Source organism: Acidovorax sp. 59, assembly GCF_002754175.1.
Lineage (GTDB): Bacteria > Pseudomonadota > Gammaproteobacteria > Burkholderiales > Burkholderiaceae_C > Acidovorax > Acidovorax delafieldii.
Window position 1 is genome coordinate 4,691,870 of record NZ_PEET01000001.1, and the last position, 25,185, is coordinate 4,717,054.

The window sequence follows — 25,185 nt, forward strand, 5'->3', positions numbered from 1 at the left end:
TTGAGCGACGCGGCGCCCCGCCGCACCCACCACCTCTTGCAACCAAAGGCCCTGCGCGCATCACGCGATGTCGCAGGCCGGGGACAGGTCCGCCTGCCAGCGCCTCCCTCCCCACGCAATTCTCCGTCCCGCGACGTCATCCACCACCCACCAGGAGCACCCCCATGAACGCACCCACTTCCCACCCCGTGGTTTCTGCCGACGAATGGCTGGCTCAGCGCCATGCGCTGCTGGCCCGCGAAAAGGCCCTGACCCGCCTGCATGACGAGGTCGCCGCGCAGCGCCGCGCACTGCCCTGGACCCGCGTGGACAAGCGCTACACGCTGGACACGCTGCAGGGTCCGCGCGCCTTGGCCGACCTGTTCGATGGCCGCAGCCAGCTGCTCGTGCAGCACTTCATGTTTGGCCCGGGGTGGGAGCAGGGCTGCCCCAGCTGCTCTTTCATGGCCGACCACATGGGCGGCATGGAGCTGCACTTGCAGCACCGCGACGTGTCGGTGCTCGCCGTCTCGCGCGCGCCGCTGGCCGAGATCGAGCGTTTTCGCCAGCGCATGAGCTGGCAGTTTCGCTGGGCGTCGTCGCATGGCAGCGACTTCAACCACGACTTTGCCGTGAGCTTCACGCCCGAGCAGCGCGCACGCGGCCACGGCGAGGTGTTCTACAACTACGGCATGCAGCCGTTCCCCGCCGATGAGGCGCCGGGCATCAGCGTGTTTGTGCGCAGCGATGCGGGCGAGGTGTTCCACGCTTACTCCACCTTCGGGCGCGGCGTGGAGGCCATGATGGGCACCTACCAGCTGCTGGACCTCGCGCCCCGAGGCCGCCACGAGACCAACCCCGCCTACCCCATGGACTGGGTGCGCCACCACGACCGGTATGCACCTTCCCTGCCAGCGGCTGCGTCTGCGGCGGCACCAGCTGCACAGGCGCCACAGCCTTCACCGGCCCACACGGCGCCGGGCGGGTGCTGCTCCACGCGGGGCTGAACCACACACGGTTGAGACCGCGACCATGGACGCCACCCTCTGGTCCTGGCTGGCCATCGCCGCCATGGGGGCACTGCACGGGCTCAATCCGCTCACGGGCTGGGGGCTGGCCACCATCTGGAGCCTCTGTGCGCGTGACCACAGCATGCCGCTGCGCGCACTGCTGCCCATGGCCGTCGGGCACCTGGCCGCCGTGGCACTGACGGCGGCTGCGGTGGGGTGGGGGCTGTCGTTGTCGCCACCTGCCCTGCTGGCGGTGGCGGGCGGCCTGGGCGGGGTGGTGATAGTCGCTCGCGTGCGTCTGACGGGGGCGGCGTGGCATCGCCTGCGCAAGCCGGCCGGGCCCGTGGGCATGGCAATCTGGTCCTTTGGGGTGGCCACGGTGCACGGTGCCGGGCTGGCGCTGGTGCCTGCGCTGGCGCCGCTGTGCGGGGGCGATGTCGCTGCAGGTGGGGTGGCCTCTGGGGGCGACCGGCTCTCCACCCCCTTGCTGTTCGCGCTGGCCGCGCTGGGGGTTCACACACTGGCCATGCTGGCCGTCACCGGGGCCATGGCCGCTGCGGCCTGCCACGGTGTGCAGGGCGCCCAGCGCTGGCTGCAACGCTACCGGGGTTGCAGCGGGGGGCCTGCCCGTTGATCAGGCCTTGGCCGGGCGGTGCAGGGCGCAGATCTTGTTGCCGTCCGGGTCGCGCAGGTACGCCAGGTACAGCTTGCCGCCGGGGCCTTCGCGCCAGCCGGGTGGGTCTTCGCAGGTGATGCCACCGTTCGCTACACCGGCGGCGTGGAAGGCATCGGCCTGCTCGGGCGACTGCATGGCAAAACCGATGGTGCCGCCATTGGCAAAGGTGGCGGGCTCGCCGTTGATGGGGGTGGTGATGCCAAAGGTACCAGTGGGGCCGCGATAGAAGTAGCGGTTCTTGTTGGCCACACCGGGCGGTACGCCCAGCGCCCCCAGCAGCGCGTCATAAAACTTCTTGGACCGCTCCAGGTCGTTCACACCGACCATCACATGACTGAACATTCATCGTCTCCTGTAGGCCCCTCAGGGGGCGGGTTGTGGCCAACGGTTGGCGTTGGCATGTTAGCGGGTGGCTATCGCCATCACCGGCGCGGGCCACAAGCCCCTGTGCGGCACTCAGGGGCGGGGGCATTGGGCGGGCCGTGCCGCTGGCCCCAGAGCGCCCCCACAGGCTTCATGGAAGCCGTTTTGAGGCAAAAATGCGCCATGGCGCTAGTGCAATATGCCTGAATAGCTATCTAATTGATAGCAAATTTCAGCAACGCCCACAGGCTCCACGCACTGCCCCATCCCCTGGTATTGCCCTTTGAACAGACCCTCACCCCCCATGCTGCCCACTGCCTCCCACCGCCACTTCACCCCGGTGCCCCTCGACAAGGCCTACCGCCTGCTCAACCACGGCCCCGTCGTGCTGGTGTCGGCCGCCCACGCGGGCCAGCACAACGTCATGGCGGCATCGTGGGCCTGCGCACTGGACTTTGCACCGCCCAAGGTCACGGTGGTGCTCGACAAGGCCACGCGCACGCGCGAACTGGTGGAGGCCAGCGGCTTCTTTGCTCTGCAGCTGCCCACCGTGCCCCTGGCCGCGCTGACTGTGGCGCTGGGCACCGACAGCGCCAAGACCACGCCCGACAAGCTGCAGCGCCATGGCGTGCCGTTGTTTGAAGCGCCCGGCCACCCGGCGCAGGCCACGCCCCCGCTGGTGCAAGGTTGCGCTGCCTGGCTGCTGTGCCGCGTGATCCCTGAGCCGCACAACCAGCAGGCCTATGACCTTTTCATCGGCGAAGTGGTGGCCGCCTGGGCTGACGACCGCGTGTTCCGCAACGGGCACTGGGAGTTCGACACCGCGCCCGACGCGCTGCGCACGCTGCACTACGTGGCGGGAGGCCAGTTCTATGCCACGGGGGCTTCGGTCAAGGTGTGAGTCAGCATCTTGATGCCGCGAATATTCAGATCAAATTGGCCTGTAGCGCATACCGGGTAAGCGCAAGCAGCTATAAAAACAGGAGTTTTTGTCTCGCGCTGATGGTGCGCAACACCCCGCTCACTCCCCATCCGCAAGCCCCACCTGCTTCAGTTCCGCAAACTTGGCCGCCATCGTCGGGTTGCCGCGTGTCAGCTTCTTGATCGTCAGGTCTTCGGCCTTGTCGTTGGCCAGGCGCAGGTTGTTGGCGGACTTGTGCAGCGCCTCCTTGGTCTTCTCCAGGTCCTTGATGGCCTCGTCAATGCGCTTGATGGCCTCCTCGAACCCGTCTGACGCCAAACGCCAGTTGCGGCCAAACGCGGTTTTGAACTCGTCCAGCTGCGTCTCAAACTTGGTGATGTCCAGGTTCTGCGAACGCACCATCGCCAGCTCAGACTTGTACTTCAGCGAGTTCAACGCCGCATTGCGCAGCAGCGTGATCAGCGGCACAAAGAACTGCGGCCGCACCACATACATCTTGGGGTAGCGGTGCGACACATCGACGATGCCGCTGTTGTACAGCTCGCTCTCCGGCTCCAGCAGGGACACCAGCACCGCGTATTCGCACGCCTTCTCGGTGCGGTCCTTGTCCAGCTCTTTCAAGAAGTCTTCGTTGCGCTTCTTGGTGGCCGTTTCATCGCTCTCGTTCTTCATCTCAAACATGATGGAAACGATCTCGGTGCCGTGCTCATCCGCCTCGCGGAAGATGTAGTCGCCCTTGCTGCCGGTGCGGGCGTCGTTGTCCTTCTCAAAGTGCGCGCGCTGAAACGCCGCCGCCCGAATGCGGTTGAACTCAATCTCGCAGTGCTGCTCCAGCGTTTCGCCCACCATCTTGGTCGATAGCCGCGCCTTCATGTCGCGCAGGCGCTCAATCTCGCCCTCGCGGTCGCGCAACTGCAGGGCAAATTGCTCCTTGATGGCTTTCTCTTCCAGCTGGTTTTTGACGGTGATGAGGCTGAGGTCATGTTTCAAGGCATCGCGCTCTTGGGCCACCACGCCCACGGCCTGGTTCACCGCCTCCGTCACCGCCAGTTGGCGCGCTACATCGCTGGCCGCCAGCTTGGCTTGCAGGGCCTGAATCTCGGCGTCCTTTTTGGCGGCTTCGGCCTGCAGCGCATGGGCCAGCTTGGCCTCGGCCAACTGGGCGGCGGCCTGCTGCGCGTTGCGCGCTTGGGCTAATTCGTTGGCCAGCGCATCGCGCTCTTTGCTCACCGTGCCCAAAGCCTCTGTGACGGCCAACTTGCGCTCCACCTCGCCCGCGTCCAGCTGAGCCTTCAGCGCCTGAATCTCGGTGTCTTTGGCCGCCGCCGCCTTTTGCAGCGCGTTGGTCACCTCCGCCTTGGCCAGGGCAATCGCGTCGCGCTTTTCCCGCTCGGCCAGCTCCAGCCGCTCGTGCAAAGCTTGCTCAAACTCGCCATCGCGCACCTGCTTGAGGATGTCGGCATACCCCGCCTCGTCGATCTTGAAGGCTTTGTTGCAGTGGGGGCAGATGATTTCGTGCATGGCGCGTACCGTGTGTGTCGTGTTTCGTCGGGTGGGGAGCATAGCGGGCACCATGCGCAGCCATGTGGGTGCACTGCGCGCAATCCAGCGCAAGCGGTGAATGCCATGTCGCCAGCCTTTTGTGCGGCAACACATGTGCGGCGAAAAGCGCATTGATTCACCGCATTATTTGCGGCGAATAACCTCCATAATCACCGCATGCGCCACCACCGCCCCACCCGCACGCCCCGCTACCTCTGGCAGTTGCCCGATTGGCCGAACCTTGCTTTTGATGCCGCCGCCCTGGCCGCGCCACTGGCCCAGGTGCACCGCGCACAGGGCATGCTGGCCGGGCGCATGGCAGAGCTGGGGCTGGCGCAGCGCGACCAGGCCACCTTGCAGGTGCTGACGCAAGAAGTCATCACCACCAGCGCCATTGAGGGCGAGCGGCTGGACCTGGATGCCGTGCGCTCCTCCGTGGCCCGCAAGCTGGGGCTCGACATTGAAGCCCTGGCCCCCAGCGACCGGCATGTGGATGGCGTGGTGGACGTGGTGCTGGACGCCACCCGCAACTTTGACCAGCCCCTGACCGCCGAGCGCCTGTTTGGCTGGCACGCGGCGCTGTTCCCCACCGGCTACAGCGGGCGCATGCGCATCACCGTGGCCGGGTGGCGCACCGATGCCAGCGGCCCCATGCAGGTCGTGTCTGGCCCTGTGGGGCGGGAGAAAGTGCACTTTGAAGCCCCGCCCGCCGCCACCCTGCCCGCGCAAACCCAGGCCTTTTTTGACTGGTTTGAAGCCGCCCCGGTGGGCGACGCCCTCATCAAAGCCGGGCTGGCCCACCTGTGGCTGGTCACCCTGCACCCGTTTGACGACGGCAACGGCCGCCTGAGCCGCGCCGTGGGCGACATGGCCCTGGCACGTGCTGAAGGCACGCATCAGCGCTTTTACAGCTTCAGCGCCCAAATTCAGCGCGAGCGCAAAGACTATTACGACCAGCTAGAAGCCACCCAAAAAGGCCCGCTGGACGTGACCCCGTGGCTGCACTGGTTTCTGGGCTGCCTGCTGCGCGCCGTGCAGGGCTCAGACGCCACACTGGCGGGCGTGCTGGACAAAGCCCAGTTCTGGCAGCGCTGGGCGGGCACGCCCATGAACGCCCGCCAAACGCTGGTGCTGAACCGCGTGCTGGATGGCATGGAAGGCAAACTGACCAACGCCAAGTGGGCGGCGATGGCCAAATGCTCACCCGATACGGCGCTGCGCGACATCAACGACCTGCTGGCCCGGGGCGTGCTGGCGCGGCTGGAAGGTGGCGGGCGGAATACCGCCTACATCTTGGTCAAATAGGCTGCTAGCGCTTAAACCATAAGCGCTAGCAGCTATCAAATCAGAAGCAATTCACGGTATAGCAACGCTGCAAGTCACCACCACCTACCCCTGCGCATACCGCGCCAGCCGCTGCGCCAGCGTGCCGGTGTGCAGCTCAAACAGGTGGTTGAGGATGTCGGCATACCCCGCCCCGTCGATCTTGAAGGCTTTGCTGCAGTGGGGGCAGATGATTTCGTGCGTGGGGTAGTTAGCGGAGAATTTGGTATTTAAAAAGTCTGTAGCCCGCTTTGATATTGCGTGACCAGCTATCAATAACGGAGCAGAAAGATCAACTCAAAGTAGCGCCCCTCTGCAACTCTGAATCCGATCCGATGTTTGCGCTTCTATGGATTGAGTTCACTCGCAATCATCTCCGCTTGCTTCAAAACAGTCTCAGTCGCCAGCAGCTCCATGTCAGGTGGGTAGCCGAACTGGCGCAATGTTCGCTTCACAATGACCTTGAGCTTGGCTTTAACGTTTTCCTTGATAGTCCAGTCAATGGAGGCGTTCTCCCGCACCCGCTGGGTCAGCACCACGGCTAGCTCACGTAGTTTGTCTTGATGCATTAGCTCTTTGGCGCTGTCGTTGTTGGCCACCGCTGTGTAGAAAGCGTATTCAAAGTCCGACAGGCCCATATGCGCGGCCTCACTGTCAGCACTCACAATTTCCTTGCTTACCTTGATGAGCTCTTCCATTACCTCGGCCGCCGTCAGAATCTTGTTTTGGTACTTCTTGATGGCGGTTTCCAACATCTCCATGAGAGAGCGGCTTTGCACCAAGTTGCGTTTGGCGCGCACCTTCAACTCGTCGTTCAGCAGTTTTTTGAGGACTTCCAGCGCCACATTTTTATGCTCATACCCTTTAAGCTCCGCCAAGAATTCGTCGGACAAAATGGAAATATCTGGCTTCTTGATGCCCGCTGCATCAAACACGTCAATCACTTGCTCCGAAACCAGCGCCTGGTCTATCACTTGCCGAATGGTGGTTTCGATCTCTTCGTTGCTTCGTCCGTCTGACGTATTGTCAAACTTAGCCAACCGCGCTTTGACAGCTTGAAAGAACCCGACCTCGTCTTTCACCTCCATCGCCTGCTCGTGTGGTACTGCTATGGCAAAAGCTTGCGAGAGCGCAGCGACCTCGTTCAAAAAGCGCTTACGCCCATCGTCTAGCCCCAAAACATGCTCTTCGGCCGCAAGAATAAGTGATAGTTTTTGCGCCGTATCCGCAGCAAAATAGTCCTCATAAGCAAAGCCATGGAACAGCGCAGAAATCACTTCTAGCTTTTCCAGCATTAACGCTATGGCTTGCTCCTGTGCCAACGCTGGGTCACCCTTGCCGCCCGCATCCGAGTAGAAGGACAGGGCCGTTTTCAGGTCTGCGGCGATGCCCAGATAGTCCACCACCAAACCACCGGGTTTGTCTTTGTAGACACGGTTCACCCGCGCAATCGCCTGCATCAGGTTGTGGCCTTTCATCGGCTTGTCGATGTACAGCGTGTGCATGCTGGGTGCATCAAAGCCGGTGAGCCACATGTCGCGCACGATCACCAGCTTGAGTGGGTCACTGCCTGACTTCATGCGCTCGGCCAACACCTTGCGCTGCTCTTTGGTGGTGTGGTGCTTGGCCAGTTTGGGGCCGTCGCTAGACGATGCTGTCATCACCACCTTGATCGCGCCTTTGCGTAAATCATCCGAGTGCCACTCGGGTCGCAGCAGGATGATCTCTTCATATAAGTCGGCGGCAATGCGCCGCGACATACTCACCACCATCGCCTTGCCTGCAAATACCTCCTGGCGTGCCTCAAAGTGCGCCACGATGTCATGCGCGATATTTTTGACGCGCGGCTCACTGCCAATCAGCGCCTCCATCTTTGTCCATTTAGCCTTGGCCTTCTGCGTTTCAGTCAGCTCCTCTTGCTCCAACTCTTCGTCCAGCTCCGCAATTAGCTTCTTGCCCTCGTCGCTCAGGCTCACTTTGGCCAAGCGGCTCTCATAGTAGATGCGCACAGTAGCGCCGTCTTCCACCGCTTGGGCAATGTCGTAAATATCCACATAGTTGCCAAACACCGCCGGGGTGTTGACATCGGTCTTCTCAATAGGCGTACCGGTAAAGCCCAGGTAGGTGGCGTTGGGCAAGGCATCGCGCAAATACTTGGCAAAGCCGTAAACAACTCGCTTGCCAATTACATCGCCAGCCTCATTCTTTTCGTCCACCGTTTTGGCAGCAAATCCATATTGCGTGCGGTGCGCTTCGTCGGCAATCACCACTATGTTTTGCCGCCGAGACAGCTCTTCGTACACATTGCCCTTTTCAGGCTGGAACTTCTGAATGGTCGAAAACACCACGCCACCAGCCGAAACACGCAGCAACTCCTTCAAGTGGTCGCGGTCTTTTGCCTGCACGGGCTCTTGGCGCAATAACTGTTTGGATGCTGCAAAAGTATCAAAGAGCTGGTCGTCCAAGTCATTGCGGTCGGTGATCACCAGCACCGTTGGGTTGTTGAGCGCCAGCACAATCTTGCCGGTGTAAAAAACCATTGACAATGATTTACCAGAGCCCTGCGTGTGCCAAACCACCCCAGCCTTCATGTCGCCTTTGGGTTGGCTTGTAACGCTAGGTGCCCCATAGCTGGCCGGGTTCTCGCGCACCGAAGGCGGCCCGCTAATGTCCGCTGCGCGCAGGGTAGATGCCACCGCCGCGTTCACGGCGTAATACTGGTGATAAGCCGCCAGCTTCTTGGCGGTGCTGATGGTGATCTGCCCTGTTTTCGGGTCTTCTTGGCCGCTCTTCTCAAACACAATGAAATGGCGCACCAAGTCCAGCAAAGTGGCTTGGTTCAGCATGCCCAAAATCAAGGTTTCTAGTTGGCTCACCAAGTGCGATGCCTCGGCCTTGCCGTCTGCACTCTTCCACACCATAAAGCGCGACAGGCCTGCCGACACCGAGCCCGCCCTGGCCTCCAGCCCATCCGAGATAACCACGATGGCATTGGTGGTGAACAAGCTGGGTATCGCTTGCTTGTAAGTGTCTATCTGCTGGTGGGCAGTTTTGAGCGTGGCCTTTTCATCGGTGGCATTCTTCAACTCAATCACCACCAGCGGCATGCCATTCACAAACAGCACCAGGTCAGGCCGCTTGTTCTGGTGGTTTTCTATCACCGTGAACTGGTTCACCACCACAAACTCGTTGTTCTCTGGCCGCTCAAAGTCCACCAACCACACCCGCTCACCCCGCGTGTCACCGTCCTTTTGCAAATTAACTGGCACGCCCTCCGTCAGCAGCCGGTGAAACGCTTCGTTATTGGTCAACAGGTCGGGCGAATGGATGCGCTGCACATCCCTTAACGCTGCGTCCACCACGTCTGTGGGCAGCCTGTGGTTGATGCGCCTGGCGGCCTGCGTCATACGCTCAAGCAGCAGCACATCGGCATAGGTGCTGCGCTCCGGGTTGTCGCTGTCCGGGGCCATGCTCGGGCCGTGCAGATAGATGTAACCCAGCCGCTCCAACAGTTTGATGGCAAAGGCTTCGATGGCGGATTCGGTGAGCATATGGGTTCTATATCGCTTTTGGTGAAGGCCTAAGCTATTGATTCAAGACACGAGAACGAAAAGCGTCATATGGATGACTCGCATACATTTCATAGCGCTTCCCCGGCCGAATCTTCGTCTGCTTCCATGAAGGCCTTATGTTCCGCTGCATAAGCCTGTGCGTCTACGCTAAACAAAATTTCGCTGGCAGGGTAAGAGTATTGGCCCATGGCAAATTCACCAAAGGTTTCATCCCAGTAGTTATTGAAGGCCTCGTTATCTTCGTAATCGGACGAGTTGTTAGTCTGCGCATCCCGTGGCGATGCTGTTTCGCTGTGTCGCTCTTCAAACGACCGAATCAGAAACACCGCTACCACGAGCGTACTGTCAATCAGGAACTCTCGTGTCAGCAAATCAACTTTGTCGTTTCGCTCGCTTAGAGCTGCCAAAGGTTTTCCGTGGGAGGTAGGGCTAATTTCATTACGCAAATTTCCCACTTGCTGGCCAATATTCGCCAGTGCGCCAGATACTTGACTTACCAAGTCCTCGGACGTGTAACCCAATGCCATGAAGGAGCGTTTCATCACAGCGTTAATGCTTGCAGCAGCGGGCAATTCCACCGCTTTTACCTGGCATATCTCCTTGCCGATGGACTCCAGCAAGGCCTTGGCGTTTTCCACCGCATTGCTGAAATCGCTCTCCAGGCTGGCTTCCATTCGGTCTACGTAAACCGAAAGCGGTTTCCAGCGACCGTACTGCTCCAGCGTGTTGCGTAGTTTTTCCATCAGTAGGTCACCCGCACTTCCCCGCTCATCAATTTGGGCAGCAGAGTGTCACGCAGCTTCTCCAGAGTTTTTCGCTGCTTGGCATTGGCAATCTGCTTGTCCAGCAGCGGTTGCATTTGCTGGGTCATGTTTTCGAGCACGTCGGGTGGCGGCACCAGTACCATGGCCGTATCCAAGTCGCCGCGTTTGATGTGCCCCATTGTGGTGGCGTGGCTGGTGGCCACGGCAATGAACTCTGCGAGATGGTGCTTGCACCACATCAGATAAAACCACTTTGGAAACTCGTTCGACGTCACCTTGAACAAGTGCTGATTCAATACGCACTTTTCACCATTCCACACCTTGACCATCAAGGATGCAGACCATGCAAAAATCACATCGCCCGCTTCGACGATGTAGTCGGGCTTGACTTGGCTGGTTGCCCAGTCGGATGCTTCGGAGATGCCGCCGCTCAGCTCTTTAATTTTGAGGACTGGCAATTTTTCCAACGCATTGGTTGCTGGATATTTTTGGCATGCCAAGCCATTCAAGAAATGGGCAATGTCGCTCAGTGGCCTTTCGACCCAGCCTTCCTGCACATCTTTCACAAACCACTGGCGGAACAGGGTTGCGGCCATAGTTTCAAGCGTTTGGATTTGACGGTTCAACAGGTCTATTTTTTCGTCGATGCTGCTGAGGACGGCCGCGATGGATTGTTGTTCCGAGGGTTGCGGGAACGCTACGCGCTCCTGATGAACATCGTTGCGATTAACACCGGGGACTGCGCTCTTGTCGCTGTATTTTTCCCAATCGAGTTGCTGCAAGAAGTAGTAAACAAATTTAGGGTTGTTACCCTTAAAGTCTTGAACATATAAGGTGGTATTCAACGGCCAATAACTACCGCTCGCATAGAACACTTGTCCTATCGTTCCATATCGCCCGGTGACTACACCGGGTCCATTTGCCTTTTTCTCGTTGTGGAAACCCGAAATTCCGGAGGATGAAAATATTGGAACTTTGCCTTCGATGCGGCTATTGCTTGGCAGATCGTATCCACGCTTAAGATTTATCAGGTCACCAAGTGGTGCTTCTTTCCACTCACTCATAGTTTCACATTCCCTAGGTTCGCCGAAATCCCCGGATTCTGAAGCCCTTGCGGCACCACACTCGCCGGGCTCTCGGATGGAATCGCGGCTGGATTGGGAATGCCCGGTCGGCGGACGTTTTCTGGGAAACCGGAAGCGTCCGTTTTCATTTTGGGTACACCTTGAGTCCGTGAATGCGGCTACATTCGTCAAAAAACGCGATGAAGCGTGACGTGGACAAGCAGTTTTGCGTCATGCCTGCACTTTCGCCAAATTCTCGGCAATGGCTTTGTTCAGCTTCACCTCTTCTAGCAACTGCGCTTCAAACTCGGCCTTGAGTGCCGCAAACCGCTCGGCAAAATTGAAGTCATCTTCCTCATCGGGCAAGCCGACATAGCGGCCTGGTGTCAGCACATAGTCCAGCTCGGTCACGCGCGCCAGGGGCACTGATGCACAAAAGCCTTTTTCGTCCTCATACGTAGCCTCACCCGTGCGCCATGCGTGGTACACGCTGGCGATCTTTTGAATGTCGTCAGTGCTGAGTTCGCGGGTGCGGCGGTTGATGAGGTAGCCCAAGTTGCGGGCATCAATAAACAAAATCTCGCCCTTGCGCGGGTGGCCGTTGGCTCGAGCGCGGTTCATGAACCACAGCGCGGCGGGTATCTGAGTGTTGAGAAACAGTTTGGCGGGCAGGTTGACGATGCAGTCGATGAGGTTGCCCTCTGCCACCAGTGCCTTGCGGATGTCGCCCTCGCCACTGCTTTTGCTGGTAAGCGCACCCTTGGCCAGTACCACGCCCGCGCGGCCATTGGGAGCCAGATGGTGGTGAAAGTGCTGCAGCCAAGCAAAGTTGGCGTTGCCTGTGGGCGGCACACCGAATTGCCAGCGGCCATCTTTGCGCAACAGCTCACCACTCCAGTCGCTCACGTTGAAAGGCGGGTTGGCGATGATGAAGTCGGCCTTCAAGTCTTTGTGCGCGTCGTTCAGAAACGAGCCTTCGTTGTTCCATTTCACTTGGCTGGCATCAATGCCGCGAATGGCCAGATTCATCTTGGCCAAGCGCCAAGTAGTTTGGTTGCTCTCTTGCCCATAGATGGAAATGTCGTTCACGCGGCCTTGGTGCGAGGTGACGAATTTTTCAGACTGCACAAACATGCCGCCGGAGCCGCAGCAGGGGTCAAACACCCGACCTTTGTAGGGCTCCAGCATTTCCACCAGCAGCTCCACAATGCTGCGCGGTGTGTAGAACTGCCCGCCTTGCTTGCCTTCGGCCAGCGCAAATTCGCCCAAAAAATATTCAAACACGTGGCCCAGCACATCGGCGCTACGCGATTTGGCATCACCCAGCGCGATGTTGCCTACCAAATCAATCAGGCCGCCCAGGCTGGCGGGGTCGAGGTTTTGCCGTGCAAACACTTTGGGTAGCACGCCTTTGAGGGAGGGGTTTTCCTTCTCGATGGCATCCATGGCTGCATCCACAAAAGTGCCTACGGTGGGCAGCTTGGCCTTGCTAAGCAGAAAGGACCATCGTGCCTCGGGCGGTACAAAGAAAATGTTCTCCGCCTTGTACTCGTCTTTGTCCTCGGGGTCTGCCCCTGCGTAGTCACCTTCTCCGTCTTGGAGCTTTTCAAACATCTCGGCAAACGAATCCGAAATGTATTTGAGAAATATCAAGCCCAGCACCACGTGCTTGTACTCGGCTGCGTCAATGTTCTTGCGCAGCTTGTCGGCGGCTTTCCAAAGCTGCTTTTCTAGTGGTTCTTCTTTATCGGGCTTGGTAGTAGATGCGCGGGCCATGGGGCAGTCTTTCAATTGCAAGTGGGGTACTTTACGTCAAGGCGAGTGAGGCAATCGGGCGCAAAAACTGCCATTCCCGCACACCCCCAACACCAACCTCTGCGCAGCCCTCGTCACCGCCACATACAACACCCGCGCCGCCTCCCTGCGCGCCAGCACCTCGGCCTCTGACAGCGCCTGCGCGCCCTCTCCCGGCTCGGTAGCCTCCGCCCCCATTCGCTCCACCCCCGGTATCGCCACCACCGGGAATTCCAGCCCCTTGCTGACCATCATGGTCATCACCTTCACGCTGTTGGCCAGCGGGTTGTAGTCGCCCGACCTCCGGCGGTTTTGCACAGGCACGCCGCGTTTGTAGAGGGCGCTGGCGCACAGGTCGCGGATTTTTTCGGTGCGGCACAGCACGGCCATGTCGCCCCAGGCGAAGCCATCCGCATGCGCGCCTTGCAGCAGCTCGGCGATCTTGGCGGCCTGTTCGGGCAAGGTGGGCAAGTTGATGACGATGGGCTCGGGGCCGTCGCGGCCACAGCTCACGGGTTTGACGAGGGGGATGCCGTCGTCGTCGCGGTCTTCGGCGGTGAGCAGGTCGCCCGCGAGGGCGTTGGCGGCTTGCAGGATTTGCCGCGTGTTGCGGTAGTTGATCTTGAGGATGGTGGTGCGGCCCTGCGCCTGGATGCCCACGCTTTTGAAGCTGAAGTTCTTTTTGCGGCCGCGCTCGTAAATGCTTTGCGCGTCGTCGTATAGCACCAGCAGGCTGTTGGTGGTGGGGTCCACCATTTGGGTGACGAGCTTGAGCCATTCGGGCGCAAAGTCGTGGCCCTCGTCGATGAGCACCGCCAGGTATTGGCCGGTGGGGATGTGGCCCCGGTCCACGCCGGTGATGACGCGCTGGACCATCTCGGCCATCTTGGCGTCCGTGCTCTGGTTGTCTGCGGGCAAGGTCTGCCCGTAGGCCACCAGTTGGGCCCTGGCCCATTTGTGGAAGTGGACGCAGTGCACGCGATCACTCAGGCCCTTGGCGGCCATGGTGGCGGCGAGTTTGACGGCCAGCGGCTCGTTGTAGCAGAGCACCAGCACGGGCTTGCCTGCGGCGTGGGCGCGGGCCAGGTATTCGGCACGGTAGCCCAGCACCATGGTTTTGCCAGAGCCCGCCACGCCGTGGATAACACGGTGGCCGTCGCCCAGGCTGCGGGCCAGTTGCTCTTGCTGCAGGTCCATCACGCGCAGCATGTCGGGCACTTCGGCCTGCATGTCGGCCTCGTCGAACAGGCTGGCCTGCTCAGGGATGCGCACCTGCGGGAAGAGGATCCAGCGCACGCGGTCAATCTGCGGCAGGGTGAGCGTGTGGTAGCGCTCGTAGGGGAACATCTCCCACAGGCGGCTCTGGAAAGCCTCGGGCTCCACGCTGTCGGTCATCTCGTCGCTGCAGATGACGCGGTGGGGTGCAATGGCCTGGCCCAGCTGTGCTTCGGTGAACTGTTTGCGCGTGATGTTGGGCAGCACCACGCCGTAGCTCCAGGCAAACACCACTTCGCCCTGGCGGCGGCCATCGGGGTGCACCAGGCGCTTGTCGGCGCGCAGGGCGTCGAGCACCGTATGCGCATAGTTGCGGGCCTGGGCGAAGGGGGACTGGATGGCTTTGGGCTCGCTGCTGGTGGCGTCCAGAATGGTCCAGTCTTCCTTGTCGGCCTGCACGATGGTGCTCAGGCGGAAGTCTTTGACCTCCAGAATCAGCAAGCCCCGGCTGGGGTGCAGCACGATGAAGTCGGGGTGCAGTTGCTGCGGGCCCACGGTTACGTCGTACCAGAGCAGGTAGTCGTCGTCCAGCTTGTCTTCCAGCCTCTCAGCCAGGCGCTTTTCTCCAGGGGTCATGCGCCGCAAGCACGCACCCAGTGCCGGTATCAATGTCGCCATGCCGCGAGTCGCCCCCCTATGTTGTGCGATGCATATCTTTGTATGCAGTTGTTAAGGCACTTTAGGTGGTGTGGCAGTAGGGCGCAACTTTTCGATGCCAAGCGTGTTGGCAAGCGCTGGTTGAGTGGGCCGCTGCAGAAAGACCTACCCAGTCAAGACTATTCAAACCATATTGGCCTGTAGCGCTTATCCAATAAGCGCTAGCAGCTATCAATTTCATACCAATCAACTAACGGCACCCTGGCCCTTAGCGTGCACTGGCGCCGCCCTGCAAGTCCCTGCAGTGCCGTCGGGTAAATTGCCCCGCATGCCGAACACCTCTTCGCCCCCCCCAGCCGCCGCCCCCGCATCCCGCATCGACTCCCGCCAGGCCGCCTGGCGCCTGCTGACCACGTTGGGCCTGGTGGTGCTGGGCAACAGCAGCATGTATGTGGTGTCGGTGGTGCTGCCCGCCGTGCAGGCCGAGTTTGGCGTGGGCCGCGCGGATGCGTCGCTGCCCTACACGCTGATGATGGTGTGCCTGGGGCTGGGCGGCATCTGGACGGGCCGCATGGCCGACCGGCATGGGCTGATGCCGGTGCTGTGCGTGGGCGCGGTGGCTGTGTGTGGCGGGTTTGTGTGGGCGGGGCTGTCGGGCAGCATCTGGGGGTTTGGGCTGGCGCACGGGTTGATGGGGCTGATTGGCAGCTCGGCCACGTTTGCGCCGCTGATGGCAGACACCGCGCTGTGGTGGAACAAGCGGCGCGGCATTGCGGTGGCAATCTGCGCCAGTGGCAACTACATTGCGGGCGCGCTGTGGCCGCCCATCGTGCAGCACGGCATTGAGCTGATCGGCTGGCGCCACACCTATGTGCTGCTGGGCATTGTGTGTGGTGTGGGCATGCTGCTGCTGGCACTGCGCATGCGCCAGCGCGCGCCCATGGTGCAGATGGATGCAGCATCGGCAGCGATGGCACCGGCCGCGTCGGGTGCAGCGCCCTCGCCGTTGCCGCTCGACCGCAGCCGCCCGTTCGGTCTGCGCCCGCTGCATGCACAGCTATTGCTGTGTGTGGCGGGCGTTGCGTGCTGCGTGGCCATGGCGATGCCGCAGGTGCACATCGTGGCCTATTGCACCGACCTGGGTTTTGGCGCAGCGCGCGGGGCAGAGATGCTGTCGCTGATGCTGGCCTGCGGCATCGTCAGCCGCTTGGTGTCGGGTGTGATCTGCGACCGCATTGGCGGCGTGCGCACGCTGCTGCTGGGGTCTGCGTTGCAGGGTGTGGGGCTGGCGCTGTTTTTGCCGTTTGACGGGCTGGTGCCGCTGTATGTCATCTCGGCGATGTTCGGGCTGTTCCAGGGCGGCATCGTGCCCGCCTACGCCATCATCATCCGCGAGTATTTCGCCCCGCAGGAGGCCGGTGCGCGGGTGGGTGCTGTGATCATGGCCACGCTGATCGGCATGGCGCTGGGGGGCTGGATGTCGGGCTGGATCTTTGACCTGACGGGCAGCTACCGCGCGGCGTTTTTGAACGGCATGGCGTGGAACCTGCTGAACTTGTCGATCGTGGGCTGGCTGTTCTGGCGCGTGCGTCAGCAACGCGCTGTGACAGCGCGGCCGCAGCACAGCCCGGGGTAAGCTGGGCAGGCGCTGCCAGCGGGCACCATCGGCAGCTCAGGCCGCCTGCAGGTACCGCCCCATCAGTTCCTTCTGCGCGGCCGCGTCCACGCCCAGCACGTCCACCAGATAGGGCTGCAGACCGCCATAGTCGTTGTCCACCATGTGCAGGGCGGCATCCAGAAACTCCTCTTGCACACGCCATAGCACGCGCAGCACTTCTTCCGGCGCGTGGCTGCCCATGCCGGGGGGGCGCTGGTAGAGCGTGTTGGTGAGCAGGTAGTCGTGCATGACCACATCGCGCGGTACGCCCAGAGTCAGCAGGATGAGGGCAGCGGCAAAGCCGGTGCGGTCCTTGCCCGCCGTGCAGTGAAAGACGGTGGGCGTATCGCTGGCCAGCAGCAGGCGGAACAGCTCGGCAAAACGCGGGGCGTTGTCGTGCACAAAACCCCGGTAGGTGTCCTGCATCAGGCCCACGGCGTCTTGGGCCGTGAGCTGGCGGCCGGTGCGTTGCAGCTCCAGCGCGCGCTGCACCACGGTGGGCTCGATGTGCAGTGGGTGGTAGGCCACGCCGGGCAGTGCGTAGGCATACGCGGCGCTTTCGGCCTGGCCGCGAAAGTCCACCGCGCGGGCCACGCCCAGGTCTGCCAGCAGGGCCTGGTCCTCGGGCGTCAGGCCCGCCAGGTGGTCAGAGCGGAAGATGCGGCGCCATTTCACCGGGCGGCCGCCGTGGCCGGTGTAGCCGCCGAGGTCGCGGAAGTTGGTGGCGCCGCGCAGGGGCAGGGATCGGGAAGGGGCAGAAGAGGACATGGTCGAAAGGCTCAAGCACAGGACGTTGCCGCAAGACTAGCCCAGTTGCGCCTGCCCGGTTGTCGCATGGGGGCTATTCAGCGCACTGGCACCCCGTGTGTGGTGCTGCCCCCTTCGCTCCGCCGGGCTTACTTGCCCTGCACGTAGGCGTTGCGGGCGGTCACGGCCAGGTCGGGGTAGTTGGCAAACATGCCGTCCATGCCCATGTCCAGGTACTTGCGGAACTCTACGGCGGCGGGGGCGGCATCGGCCTGCGCAAAGGTCCAGCCGTGCACCTTCAGGCCTGCGGCGTGGGCCTGGTCGATGAAGGACTTTGTGACCGGGTAGGTGGTGTTGTTGATGAGCACGCCCACCCCCTCGGTGAAGGTAGCGACATCCTTGAGCGTGAGCGCCTGCACGCCGGTGGCGCCCGTGACCCCCATGCGTGCGGTGCCGTCCGCTGCGGTGGTGGCCACCCCCAGCAGGATCAGCGGCATCTTGTTGTTCTGCGCGACTTGCTTGGTGCGCAGGCTGCGCAGCGTGGCATCGCTGAACGACTGGATGAAGACCTTGCTGTTGGCGTTGTAGCCGTTGGCGGCCAGGGTCTTCAAGATGCCGTCTTCCATGGCGGGATCGGCCTGCTTGGCCTCTGGGTAGATGCCCACTTCGCGGCCTGCGGTGCTGCTTTGTTTTTTGGCCAGGTCCACCACTTCCTGGAAGGTGGGCACGGCGAACGCGTTGGCCGAGCTGGGCGTGAAGCCTGGATAGCTTGCCTTGCCCGTGCCGGTGGGCATCACGGTCAGCGTCTTGATTTCGGCGAGGGTGAAGTCCGACACCTTGTAGCCGCCGTTGCGCTGCGCGAACAGCGTGGCCACGTTGGTGGTGCGGTTCAGGGTGTCGTCGTGGATGGCGACCAGCGCGCCGTCTTTGGTGATCTGCAGGTCGGGCTCGATGAAGTCAGCCCCCATGCGGATGGCCAGCTCGTAGCCGCCCAGCGTGTGCTCCGGCAGATAGCCGCTGGCGCCACGGTGCGCGATGACCTGGGGTTGTGCAGGCGCATCGTCACTACCGCCACACCCGGCAAGCACCAGGGCAGACAGGCAGACAGCGGCGAAGGAGGACAAGGCTTTCATGGCAACAGTTCCGTTTCTGAAAAGAGGCCGACTCTAGGGCGGCGCCATTGCAGCGGCGTGACATGGTGGCGCGGATGTGCGCGGGGCAGAAACGCAGGAGACACTGGGGCGACGGCGAACCCTGCGATGCAAGAACCCATGCCGGATGCAAGCGTGGGTTCAGGCGCCTGGTGATGCCTTTGTCCGATGGGCAGCGAACCGTCAGGGCGGGAGCGAAGTCACCGCGCCATCCACCGGCAGCTCTTGCGTGCCCTTGGGACAGGGCTGGTCGGTGTAGGTAGTGCGGCCGTCTTTCACACACTTGCGCGGTTGCGGCGCGGCGGGCGTGGAGGCGCCGCTGCGTGCGGGCTGCGCCTGGGCGGGCCGCTTGTCAGGCGGCAGGGTGTCGGGGCCCGGGCGGGTGATCTTTTTCCACATCTGCTCGGACCACGGCCCTGCCTGCGGCAGCCAGGCATCGCGCGTCCACCACGCAGCGGCGGCGGCAGCAACCACCACGACCGCGATGGCGGTGAGGACGGTGCGTTCAGTGCGGCTGCGCATAAGGATGCGGTGAGAGCGCCTGCGAAGGCTTGTCAGCGAGTGCGCTCCCGCGTCACGTTCACGTCGATATCGCCAAACACGGTCACGCCGCTCGCGCCCTGGGGCTGCTGCTGGCTGGCCGGGTCGCTGGAGCGTGCGGAGCCTGTGGTGGTGCAACCCCCCAGCGCAGCGGCAACCGCGAGTGCCACCAGCGCGGTGCGGCAGACGCTGCCCGCCATCGACGCGATAGGCACCATGTTCAGCGGCTTCATCATTCGCCGCCCAGGTGGTTGCCCAGAATGCCCGCCAGCTCAAACATGCCCGCGCTGTCCTTGCCGAACACGGCGCGCAGCTTGTCGTCAGCGACGATGGTGCGCTTGTCCTTGGGGTCTTGCAGTTTGTGGGCCTTGATGTATTCCCACATCTTCTTCACGGCCTCGGGGCGCGCCACCGGCTCGTTGCCAATCACGGCGGCCAGGGCGGCGCTGGGGGCCTTGCCTGCAGCGGCCTTGCGCGGGGCTTTGGCAGCCGTCGTTTTGGCTGCGGCCTTCTTTGCAGGGGCTTTTTTGGCGGCAGCGCTAGTGGGTTTCGCCTTGGTTGCTATTGTTTTTGAAGCGGCGCCCGGACGGGGTGGGAACTTGCTGGGCGCGAATTCAAAGTTGACCTTGCCCGCCTCCTTGTCCCACGCCAGGTGGGCCTTGAAGTTGCGGCGCGTGCGCATGCTCACGAACTTGTCGAGCAGGTCGGTCTTGCCGGTCTCCAGAAGCTTGTGCATCTGCTCGCGCTCCACGGGCTGCTGCAGGATGATCTTGCCGCTCTTGAAGGTGCAGCTGGGCGTCGGCTGCGCCGCGGTAGGCACGGCCTTGCTGCACACATAGTTGCTGCCGTGTTCGTGCACTTCCGATCCGCAGATGGGGCAGGGGCCCAGGGCGGCGTCTTCAAACTCCACGATCTCGCCGGACTCTTCGCCCTTCTTGTCGTCACCAAAGTCGAATTCGAGCTTGTAGTTGTGCGCCTCGTCGTCGTACTTGATGACGATCTCGGACGTGAAGGGCCAGCCCGCCTTGGAGCGGAAGCCCTCCAGCGGGCCGATCTTCTTGTCCCGCAGCAGGGCGTTGGCCTCTGCGGTTTCAAAGGTGCGCCCTGCGGGCGATTTGCCAAAGCTGAAGCCGCAGCCCTCAGCGCCTGCCTTGCCCACGCAGGCAAAGCGGCGGTAGTTTTCCTTCACCACGCCGCCGCAGTTGGGGCAGGGCGATTCAAGCGTGGCGTAGTCGCCGGGGATGGTGTCGCGGTCGTATTCCTTGGCCTTCTTGACCATGCGCTCGGTCATGGCGGCGATCTCGGCCATGAAGGCTTCACGGCTCAGTTGGCCCTTTTCCATTTGCGAGAGCTTGTACTCCCACTCGCCGGTCAGGTCGGCACGGCAGAGTTCTTCCACTTCCAGACCGCGCAGCAGCGTCATGAGCTGGAAGGCCTTGGCCGTGGGGATGATTTCACGGCCTTCGCGCAGCATGTACTTTTCGGTCAGCAGGCCTTCGATGATGGCCGCGCGCGTGGCAGGCGTGCCCAGGCCTTTTTCCTGCATGGCTTCGCGCAGTTCGTCGTCGTCGATCTGCTTGCCCGCGCTTTCCATGGCGCCCAGCAGCGTGGCTTCAGAGTAGCGGGCGGGGGGCTTGGTCTTGAGGCCCTTGGGGTCGGCAGCCAGGGTGTTGACGCTTTCGCCGGGCTTCACCGGCACCAGGTTCTGGCCCTTGTCGCCGTCCTTGCCACCTTCCACTTCGTCGGCCGCTTCCTTGCCATAGATGGCCAGCCAGCCCGGCTTGACCAGCACCTTGCCTTCGGTCTTGAAGCTGTGCGGGGCCACGGTGCTGATGCGCGTGGTCACCGTGTATTCAGCGCTGGGGAAGAACACCGCCATGAAGCGGCGCACGACCAGGTCGTACAGCTTTTGCTCGGCTTCGCTCAGGCCGCTCGGTGCCTGCAGCGTGGGGATGATGGCAAAGTGATCGCTGACCTTGCTGTTGTCGAAGATGCGCTTGGACGGGCGCACGTAGTTGTTGTTCAGCGCCGTGAGCGCGTGGGGCGCCAGATGCCGCATGCCGCTGTCGGCCAGCATTTCAAAGGTCTGCTTGGCCACCGGCAAATAGTCTTCCGGCAGCGCGCGCGAGTCGGTACGTGGGTAGGTCAGGGCCTTGTGGCGCTCGTAAAGGCTCTGCGCCAGCGCCAGCGTGGTCTTTGCCGAGAAGCCGAACTTGCCGTTGGCCTCGCGCTGCAGGCTGGTCAAGTCAAACAGCAGGGGTGAGGCTTGCGTGGTGGGCTTGCTCTCTTCGGTGACGGTGGCCTGCTTGCCGCGCACGGCGTTGGCAATGGCCGTGGCCTCGGCGGCGGACCACACACGGTCCGCGCGCATTTCCACATCCTCGCCCTTCTTCCACTTGGGGTCGAACCACTTTGCGGGGTACTCGCCGGCCTCCGCGCCAAAGGTGGCGTGGATTTCCCAATAGTCGCGGCTGATGAACTTGCGGATCTTTTCCTCGCGCTCCACCACCAGCGACAGCGTGGGCGTCTGCACCCGGCCCACGGTGGTCAGGAAGAACCCACCATCGCGCGAGTTGAACGCCGTCATGGCCCGCGTGCCATTGATGCCCACCAGCCAGTCGGCCTCGGAGCGGCTGCGGGCCGCGCTGGCCAGGCCCGCCATCTGCTGCTCGGTGCGCAGCGCATCAAAGCCGTCGCGGATGGCCTGGGGCGTCATGGACTGCAGCCACAGGCGCTTGACCGGTTTGCCCAGGGGCTTGGCGCCACCGGCGTACTGTTCGATCAGGCGGAAGATCAGCTCCCCCTCGCGGCCCGCGTCGCAGGCGTTGATGAGCTGTGTCACGTCCTTGCGCTTGGCCTGCTTGACCACCGCGTTCAGGCGGCTCTTGGTCTTGTCCACGGGCTTCAGGTCAAAGTACGGCGGGATCACAGGCAGGTGCGCAAAGCTCCACTTGCCGCGCTTCACGTCGAACTGCTCGGGGGCCTGGATCTCCACCAGGTGGCCCACGGCGCTGGTGACTACATAGCGGTCGTTCTCGAAGTGGTCTTCGTGCTTCTCGAACTTGCCCGCCACGGGGGTCAGCGCGCGCACGATGTCTTGCGCCACCGAGGGTTTCTCTGCAATTACCAGGGTCTTGGTCATTTTTTGGTTTCTCGCCAGTCTGGCTGTCCGGCATCCGGCCGGTCGCTTCTACAATTCGTTGCCTCACGCGTACACGCGCACGCGCATGTGTGCATATTCAAGTTAACAGAGTTTTTGCCATGCCCCGCACCGCACCGCCCGCAACCCCGACCCCCGCGCAGGGCCGTCGCATCCAGACCCGGCGTTCGGGCGTGCACGGCAAGGGCGTTTTTGCCGTGCAGGATATTGCAGAGGGCGAAGTCCTTGTCGAATACACGGGTGAAGTGATCGGCTGGCAGGAGGCGCAGGACCGGCACCCGCACGACCCCTTGCAGCCCAACCACACGTTCTACTTCCATGTGGATGAAGACCACGTGATCGATGCAAAGTTCGGTGGCAATTCGTCGCGCTGGATCAACCACAGCTGCAACCCCAACTGTTATGCCGACGAGCGGGACGGCCGCATTTTCATCACCGCGCTGCGCAACATCAAGGCGGGCGAAGAGCTGAACTACGACTACGGCCTGATCATTGAAGAGCGCTACACCCCGAAGCTCAAGGCCGAATACCCCTGCTGGTGTGGCAGCCCCAACTGCCGGGGCACGCTGCTGGCGCCCAAGCGCGGCTGGGCACCTCCCGTGCCGCTGCCGCCGTCCAAACCTTCCGCCAAGGCCGCCAAAAAGGCCCGGCGATGAATGCCCCCATCCGCTGGCCTGCCGAGGCCGTCTGGGAAGCGGTGTCACCGCTGTTACCGGGCTTTACCGTCGAGGTGCTGCCCACCATCGACTCCACCAACACCGAATTGATGCGCCGTGCGCGCAACGGCCAGTGCGAGCCCACCTTGCTGGTGGCCGAGCAGCAGACTGCCGGGCGCGGGCGGCTGGGGCGGGTGTGGCAAAGCGATGTGGGGGCTTCTCTCATGATGTCCTTGGGACTGCCGCTGGCCCCCCAGGACTGGTCCGGCCTGTCGCTCGCCGTGGGGGTGAGCGTGGCCGAAAGCCTGCAGCCCGTGCTGCCTGCGCTGGGGGCGGGGCAGCCTGCGCGTGTGGGGCTCAAGTGGCCCAACGACCTGTGGCTGGGCGGCGCTGCGGGCGACCGCAAGCTGGGTGGCATCCTGGTGGAGACGGCCAGTTTTGTGGCACCCCAGGCTGTGGCTTCGCAGGCCAGCACCAGCACCGCGCGCTATGTGGTGGTGGGCATTGGCATCAACGTGCTGCCGCGCAGCCCCGAGGGCATGAGCATGCCCCCCGGCAGCCTGCAGGAGGTGGAGCCGGGCCTGGACGCACCCACCGCCCTGCTGCGGATCGTGCCGCCGCTGGTGGCCATGCTGCAGTCGTTTGCGGGCTATGGGTTTGCGCCCATGCAGCCCCGCTTTGCGGCACGTGATGTGTTGCAGGGCCGCGCGGTGACGCTGAGCGACGGCCACACCGGCACCGCGCATGGCGTGGGCGATGATGGCGCGCTGCTGGTGCACACAGCCGGTGGCATGCAGGCCATCACCAGTTCTGAAATCAGCGTCCGGCCGGCGGCGGTGCCACCGGTGTGAGACAGTTTCCTCTTCCGATGCGAGTGTTCTTGAAAGGCCGCGCCCCATGCTCCGTCTTGCCGTGATCGTGCTGCTGCTGGCCAACGCGGGCTACTACGCGTGGTCGCAGGGGCTGCTGCGCCAGTTTGGCTATGCGCCGCAAGAGCAGTCCGAGCCCCAGCGCATGAATCAGCAGATCCGGCCCGAGACGCTGCAGATCCTGAAGGTCAACCCCAGCAAGACCTCCTCTGCTGCGCCCCCCGCCCCCACCCCTGCTTCCCCATCCCAGGCCACCGCCGCCAACTATTCCCCCACCCCCGCCTCCACACCGGCTGCCCCGGCCCCCGCAGAATCTGCCGAGTGCCTGCAGGCCGGCGTCTTCGACGAGCGCCAGGCCGAAGTGCTGCGCACGGCGGCTGCTGGCTTGCCCTCAGGCAGCTGGATGCTGGAGCCCACGCCCGTGCCGGGCCGCTGGATGGTCTACATGGGGCGCTTTGACGATGTGGAAACACTGGACCGCAAGCGTGCCGAGCTGCGCGCCCGCAAGGTGGACCACGACCGCGCCGGGGGCACGCTCGAACTGGGCTTGTCGCTGGGCCGCTTTGCATCGAAAGAGGCGGCCGAGCGCGAGCTGGCCAACCTCGGCAACAAAGGTGTGCGCACGGCGCGCGTGATCCAGGAGCGCGCCGAATCCCCCGGCTTCACGCTGCGCCTGTCCGCCGTGAACGACGCGCTGCGGGCACAGCTGGATGTGCTGCGCACGGCCATGGCGGGCAAGACGCTGCGCACCTGCGGCTGAGCACCTTCACCATGAACGAAGAGCCGACATCCATCCAGTGCGGCGAGCACGGAGAGGCCGCGCCCACCTACGTGTGCGGCCACCTGTGCCGCCACCCGGTGCAACGCTGGTTTTGCGATGCGCCGTCGCCAGACACCCCTTACCCGGACGCCTGGTGTGCGAGCTGCCATACCGAGCTGCTTAAGACAGGCGGCGAGTGGAACGAACACAACGCTGACTGCCTGGACCTCCAGATCCTGTGCCACCACTGCTACCAGGACGCCATGGCACGCAGCGTGGAGGCCCTGGACGGTGATGCCGAAGCCGCCTGGATCGATGCGGTGACACAGGGCCACCATGCGCTGCGGGACAAGCAGCGCGCACTGGAGCAGGACCACGGCATTTCGCACTTTGAACGCTGGGACTACGACCAGGCGGCAGGCACCTTGACCTTTTCAGACGGCGGTGTGCCCCGTCTGGTGGCCGACATCGAGTTCATCGGCTCCGTGTCGGAGGCCAGCGGCACCTGGCTGTGGGCCTGGGCCAATTTCCACAACGAGGCCCCGGTGGTGTCGCGCATCGCTGCGGTGCGGGAGTGGGGCGAAGCCCAAGGCTTCCTGCACCTCACGGTGCCGCTGTGGAAGGGCGATGCCACCGATGGCTGGGAGCTGTCGGGCGTGGCCGCGCAGGTGCTGGGCGCCCAGGGCGTGTACCGCGTGCCCACGGGCCGGGGCTTTTTGTACATGGCCCTGATGTCGGTGCAGCGCGTGGCGTGAGCACGGTTG

General features: G+C 62.8%; 21 protein-coding genes. 9 read left to right on the forward strand and 12 right to left on the reverse strand.

All coding sequences use genetic code 11. The annotated features are described in order from the left end of the window. Positions 1 to 164: 164 nt before the first annotated feature. Positions 165 to 986: a DUF899 domain-containing protein gene (locus tag CLU87_RS21470; RefSeq protein ID WP_099731741.1), complete on the forward strand. Its 822-nt coding sequence runs from the start codon at positions 165 to 167 to the stop codon at positions 984 to 986. Positions 987 to 1,011: 25 nt separating this feature from the next. Beyond that, positions 1,012 to 1,623 carry a hypothetical protein gene (locus CLU87_RS21475; protein ID WP_099731742.1) on the forward strand — a complete coding sequence of 204 codons (612 nt, stop codon included), beginning with the start codon at positions 1,012 to 1,014 and terminating at the stop codon, positions 1,621 to 1,623. Here the strand turns inward: CLU87_RS21475 and CLU87_RS21480 are convergent, their stop codons facing one another. Further along, on the reverse strand, positions 1,624 to 2,007 hold the full coding sequence (locus CLU87_RS21480) for a VOC family protein (protein WP_056056657.1): 384 nt from the start codon (positions 2,005 to 2,007) through the stop codon (positions 1,624 to 1,626). It abuts the gene before it with no gap. 325 nt (positions 2,008 to 2,332) lie between these two features. Between CLU87_RS21480 and CLU87_RS21485 the strand changes: the two genes are divergently transcribed. Then, entirely contained in the window at positions 2,333 to 2,929 is a 597-nt protein-coding gene (locus CLU87_RS21485; RefSeq protein ID WP_099731743.1) for a flavin reductase family protein, read from the forward strand. A 120-nt stretch (positions 2,930 to 3,049) separates the two neighbouring features. On the opposite strand, the gene CLU87_RS21490 is transcribed toward CLU87_RS21485, so the two are convergent. Continuing rightward, positions 3,050 to 4,471, reverse strand: a complete 1,422-nt coding sequence (locus CLU87_RS21490) for a DUF2130 domain-containing protein (RefSeq protein WP_099732299.1) — start codon at positions 4,469 to 4,471, stop codon at positions 3,050 to 3,052. A 198-nt stretch (positions 4,472 to 4,669) separates the two neighbouring features. Between CLU87_RS21490 and CLU87_RS21495 the strand changes: the two genes are divergently transcribed. Further along, a complete protein-coding gene (locus CLU87_RS21495) occupies positions 4,670 to 5,797 on the forward strand; it encodes a Fic family protein (RefSeq protein ID WP_099731744.1) in 1,128 nt (375 codons plus the stop codon). Between the two features lie 365 nt (positions 5,798 to 6,162). Here the strand turns inward: CLU87_RS21495 and CLU87_RS21505 are convergent, their stop codons facing one another. From CLU87_RS21505 to CLU87_RS21525, 5 genes are all read right to left on the reverse strand, one after another. Beyond that, positions 6,163 to 9,366, reverse strand: a complete 3,204-nt coding sequence (locus tag CLU87_RS21505; protein ID WP_099731746.1) for a type I restriction endonuclease subunit R — start codon at positions 9,364 to 9,366, stop codon at positions 6,163 to 6,165. An 89-nt stretch (positions 9,367 to 9,455) separates the two neighbouring features. After that, on the reverse strand, positions 9,456 to 10,130 hold the full coding sequence (locus CLU87_RS21510) for an abortive infection family protein (protein ID WP_099731747.1): 675 nt from the start codon (positions 10,128 to 10,130) through the stop codon (positions 9,456 to 9,458). After that, positions 10,130 to 11,215 carry a restriction endonuclease subunit S gene (locus CLU87_RS21515; RefSeq protein WP_099731748.1) on the reverse strand — a complete coding sequence of 362 codons (1,086 nt, stop codon included), beginning with the start codon at positions 11,213 to 11,215 and terminating at the stop codon, positions 10,130 to 10,132. The genes CLU87_RS21510 and CLU87_RS21515 overlap by 1 nt, the downstream gene beginning before the upstream one ends. Before the next feature lie 231 nt (positions 11,216 to 11,446). Then, positions 11,447 to 12,991, reverse strand: a complete 1,545-nt coding sequence (locus CLU87_RS21520; protein ID WP_099731749.1) for a class I SAM-dependent DNA methyltransferase — start codon at positions 12,989 to 12,991, stop codon at positions 11,447 to 11,449. Positions 12,992 to 13,027: 36 nt separating this feature from the next. Further along, entirely contained in the window at positions 13,028 to 14,860 is a 1,833-nt protein-coding gene (locus CLU87_RS21525) for a 3'-5' exonuclease (protein ID WP_099731750.1), read from the reverse strand. 349 nt (positions 14,861 to 15,209) lie between these two features. Between CLU87_RS21525 and CLU87_RS21530 the strand changes: the two genes are divergently transcribed. Continuing rightward, positions 15,210 to 16,517, forward strand: a complete 1,308-nt coding sequence (locus CLU87_RS21530; RefSeq protein WP_099731751.1) for an MFS transporter — start codon at positions 15,210 to 15,212, stop codon at positions 16,515 to 16,517. Positions 16,518 to 16,553: 36 nt separating this feature from the next. Here the strand turns inward: CLU87_RS21530 and CLU87_RS21535 are convergent, their stop codons facing one another. The 5 genes from CLU87_RS21535 to CLU87_RS21555 form a co-directional block, all read right to left on the reverse strand. After that, positions 16,554 to 17,306 carry a tyrosine-protein phosphatase gene (locus tag CLU87_RS21535; RefSeq protein WP_099731752.1) on the reverse strand — a complete coding sequence of 251 codons (753 nt, stop codon included), beginning with the start codon at positions 17,304 to 17,306 and terminating at the stop codon, positions 16,554 to 16,556. A gap of 128 nt (positions 17,307 to 17,434) precedes the next feature. After that, positions 17,435 to 18,418: a glycerophosphodiester phosphodiesterase family protein gene (locus CLU87_RS21540; protein WP_099731753.1), complete on the reverse strand. Its 984-nt coding sequence runs from the start codon at positions 18,416 to 18,418 to the stop codon at positions 17,435 to 17,437. A gap of 201 nt (positions 18,419 to 18,619) precedes the next feature. Further along, positions 18,620 to 18,958, reverse strand: coding sequence for a DUF4124 domain-containing protein (locus tag CLU87_RS21545; RefSeq protein ID WP_099731754.1), 339 nt, complete (start codon positions 18,956 to 18,958; stop codon positions 18,620 to 18,622). Between the two features lie 32 nt (positions 18,959 to 18,990). After that, a complete protein-coding gene (locus CLU87_RS21550; protein ID WP_056057588.1) occupies positions 18,991 to 19,209 on the reverse strand; it encodes a hypothetical protein in 219 nt (72 codons plus the stop codon). After that, complete coding sequence (locus CLU87_RS21555; RefSeq protein WP_099731755.1) at positions 19,209 to 22,118, reverse strand: DNA topoisomerase III; 2,910 nt, start codon at positions 22,116 to 22,118, stop codon at positions 19,209 to 19,211. Before CLU87_RS21555 ends, CLU87_RS21550 begins: the two co-directional genes overlap by 1 nt. Before the next feature lie 119 nt (positions 22,119 to 22,237). On the opposite strand from CLU87_RS21555, the gene CLU87_RS21560 reads away from it, so the two are divergent. From CLU87_RS21560 to CLU87_RS21575, 4 genes are read left to right on the forward strand one after another with little or no spacing between them, the layout of a single operon-like run. After that, positions 22,238 to 22,792, forward strand: a complete 555-nt coding sequence (locus tag CLU87_RS21560; protein ID WP_056056636.1) for an SET domain-containing protein — start codon at positions 22,238 to 22,240, stop codon at positions 22,790 to 22,792. Next, positions 22,789 to 23,643 carry a biotin--[acetyl-CoA-carboxylase] ligase gene (locus tag CLU87_RS21565; protein WP_056056634.1) on the forward strand — a complete coding sequence of 285 codons (855 nt, stop codon included), beginning with the start codon at positions 22,789 to 22,791 and terminating at the stop codon, positions 23,641 to 23,643. Before CLU87_RS21560 ends, CLU87_RS21565 begins: the two co-directional genes overlap by 4 nt. A 46-nt stretch (positions 23,644 to 23,689) precedes the next feature. Further along, complete coding sequence (locus tag CLU87_RS21570; protein ID WP_099731756.1) at positions 23,690 to 24,421, forward strand: SPOR domain-containing protein; 732 nt, start codon at positions 23,690 to 23,692, stop codon at positions 24,419 to 24,421. A gap of 11 nt (positions 24,422 to 24,432) precedes the next feature. Next, positions 24,433 to 25,176 (forward strand): DUF6882 domain-containing protein, encoded by a 744-nt coding sequence (locus CLU87_RS21575; RefSeq protein WP_099731757.1) that lies wholly within the window; start codon positions 24,433 to 24,435, stop codon positions 25,174 to 25,176. Positions 25,177 to 25,185: the final 9 nt, after the last annotated feature.

Excerpts from the sequence above, each read along its gene's own strand:
- CLU87_RS21470 (WP_099731741.1), top strand. The coding sequence starts at position 165 with ATGAACGCACCCACTTCCCACCCCGTGGTTTCTGCCGACGAATGGCTG.
- CLU87_RS21475 (WP_099731742.1), top strand. The coding sequence starts at position 1,012 with ATGGACGCCACCCTCTGGTCCTGGCTGGCCATCGCCGCCATGGGGGCA.
- CLU87_RS21480 (WP_056056657.1), bottom strand. The coding sequence starts at position 2,007 with ATGTTCAGTCATGTGATGGTCGGTGTGAACGACCTGGAGCGGTCCAAG.
- CLU87_RS21485 (WP_099731743.1), top strand. The coding sequence starts at position 2,333 with ATGCTGCCCACTGCCTCCCACCGCCACTTCACCCCGGTGCCCCTCGAC.
- CLU87_RS21490 (WP_099732299.1), bottom strand. The coding sequence starts at position 4,471 with ATGCACGAAATCATCTGCCCCCACTGCAACAAAGCCTTCAAGATCGAC.
- CLU87_RS21495 (WP_099731744.1), top strand. The coding sequence starts at position 4,670 with ATGCGCCACCACCGCCCCACCCGCACGCCCCGCTACCTCTGGCAGTTG.
- CLU87_RS21505 (WP_099731746.1), bottom strand. The coding sequence starts at position 9,366 with ATGCTCACCGAATCCGCCATCGAAGCCTTTGCCATCAAACTGTTGGAG.
- CLU87_RS21510 (WP_099731747.1), bottom strand. The coding sequence starts at position 10,130 with ATGGAAAAACTACGCAACACGCTGGAGCAGTACGGTCGCTGGAAACCG.
- CLU87_RS21515 (WP_099731748.1), bottom strand. The coding sequence starts at position 11,215 with ATGAGTGAGTGGAAAGAAGCACCACTTGGTGACCTGATAAATCTTAAG.
- CLU87_RS21520 (WP_099731749.1), bottom strand. The coding sequence starts at position 12,991 with ATGGCCCGCGCATCTACTACCAAGCCCGATAAAGAAGAACCACTAGAA.
- CLU87_RS21525 (WP_099731750.1), bottom strand. The coding sequence starts at position 14,860 with ATGACCCCTGGAGAAAAGCGCCTGGCTGAGAGGCTGGAAGACAAGCTG.
- CLU87_RS21530 (WP_099731751.1), top strand. The coding sequence starts at position 15,210 with ATGCCGAACACCTCTTCGCCCCCCCCAGCCGCCGCCCCCGCATCCCGC.
- CLU87_RS21535 (WP_099731752.1), bottom strand. The coding sequence starts at position 17,306 with ATGTCCTCTTCTGCCCCTTCCCGATCCCTGCCCCTGCGCGGCGCCACC.
- CLU87_RS21540 (WP_099731753.1), bottom strand. The coding sequence starts at position 18,418 with ATGAAAGCCTTGTCCTCCTTCGCCGCTGTCTGCCTGTCTGCCCTGGTG.
- CLU87_RS21545 (WP_099731754.1), bottom strand. The coding sequence starts at position 18,958 with ATGCGCAGCCGCACTGAACGCACCGTCCTCACCGCCATCGCGGTCGTG.
- CLU87_RS21550 (WP_056057588.1), bottom strand. The coding sequence starts at position 19,209 with ATGAAGCCGCTGAACATGGTGCCTATCGCGTCGATGGCGGGCAGCGTC.
- CLU87_RS21555 (WP_099731755.1), bottom strand. The coding sequence starts at position 22,118 with ATGACCAAGACCCTGGTAATTGCAGAGAAACCCTCGGTGGCGCAAGAC.
- CLU87_RS21560 (WP_056056636.1), top strand. The coding sequence starts at position 22,238 with ATGCCCCGCACCGCACCGCCCGCAACCCCGACCCCCGCGCAGGGCCGT.
- CLU87_RS21565 (WP_056056634.1), top strand. The coding sequence starts at position 22,789 with ATGAATGCCCCCATCCGCTGGCCTGCCGAGGCCGTCTGGGAAGCGGTG.
- CLU87_RS21570 (WP_099731756.1), top strand. The coding sequence starts at position 23,690 with ATGCTCCGTCTTGCCGTGATCGTGCTGCTGCTGGCCAACGCGGGCTAC.
- CLU87_RS21575 (WP_099731757.1), top strand. The coding sequence starts at position 24,433 with ATGAACGAAGAGCCGACATCCATCCAGTGCGGCGAGCACGGAGAGGCC.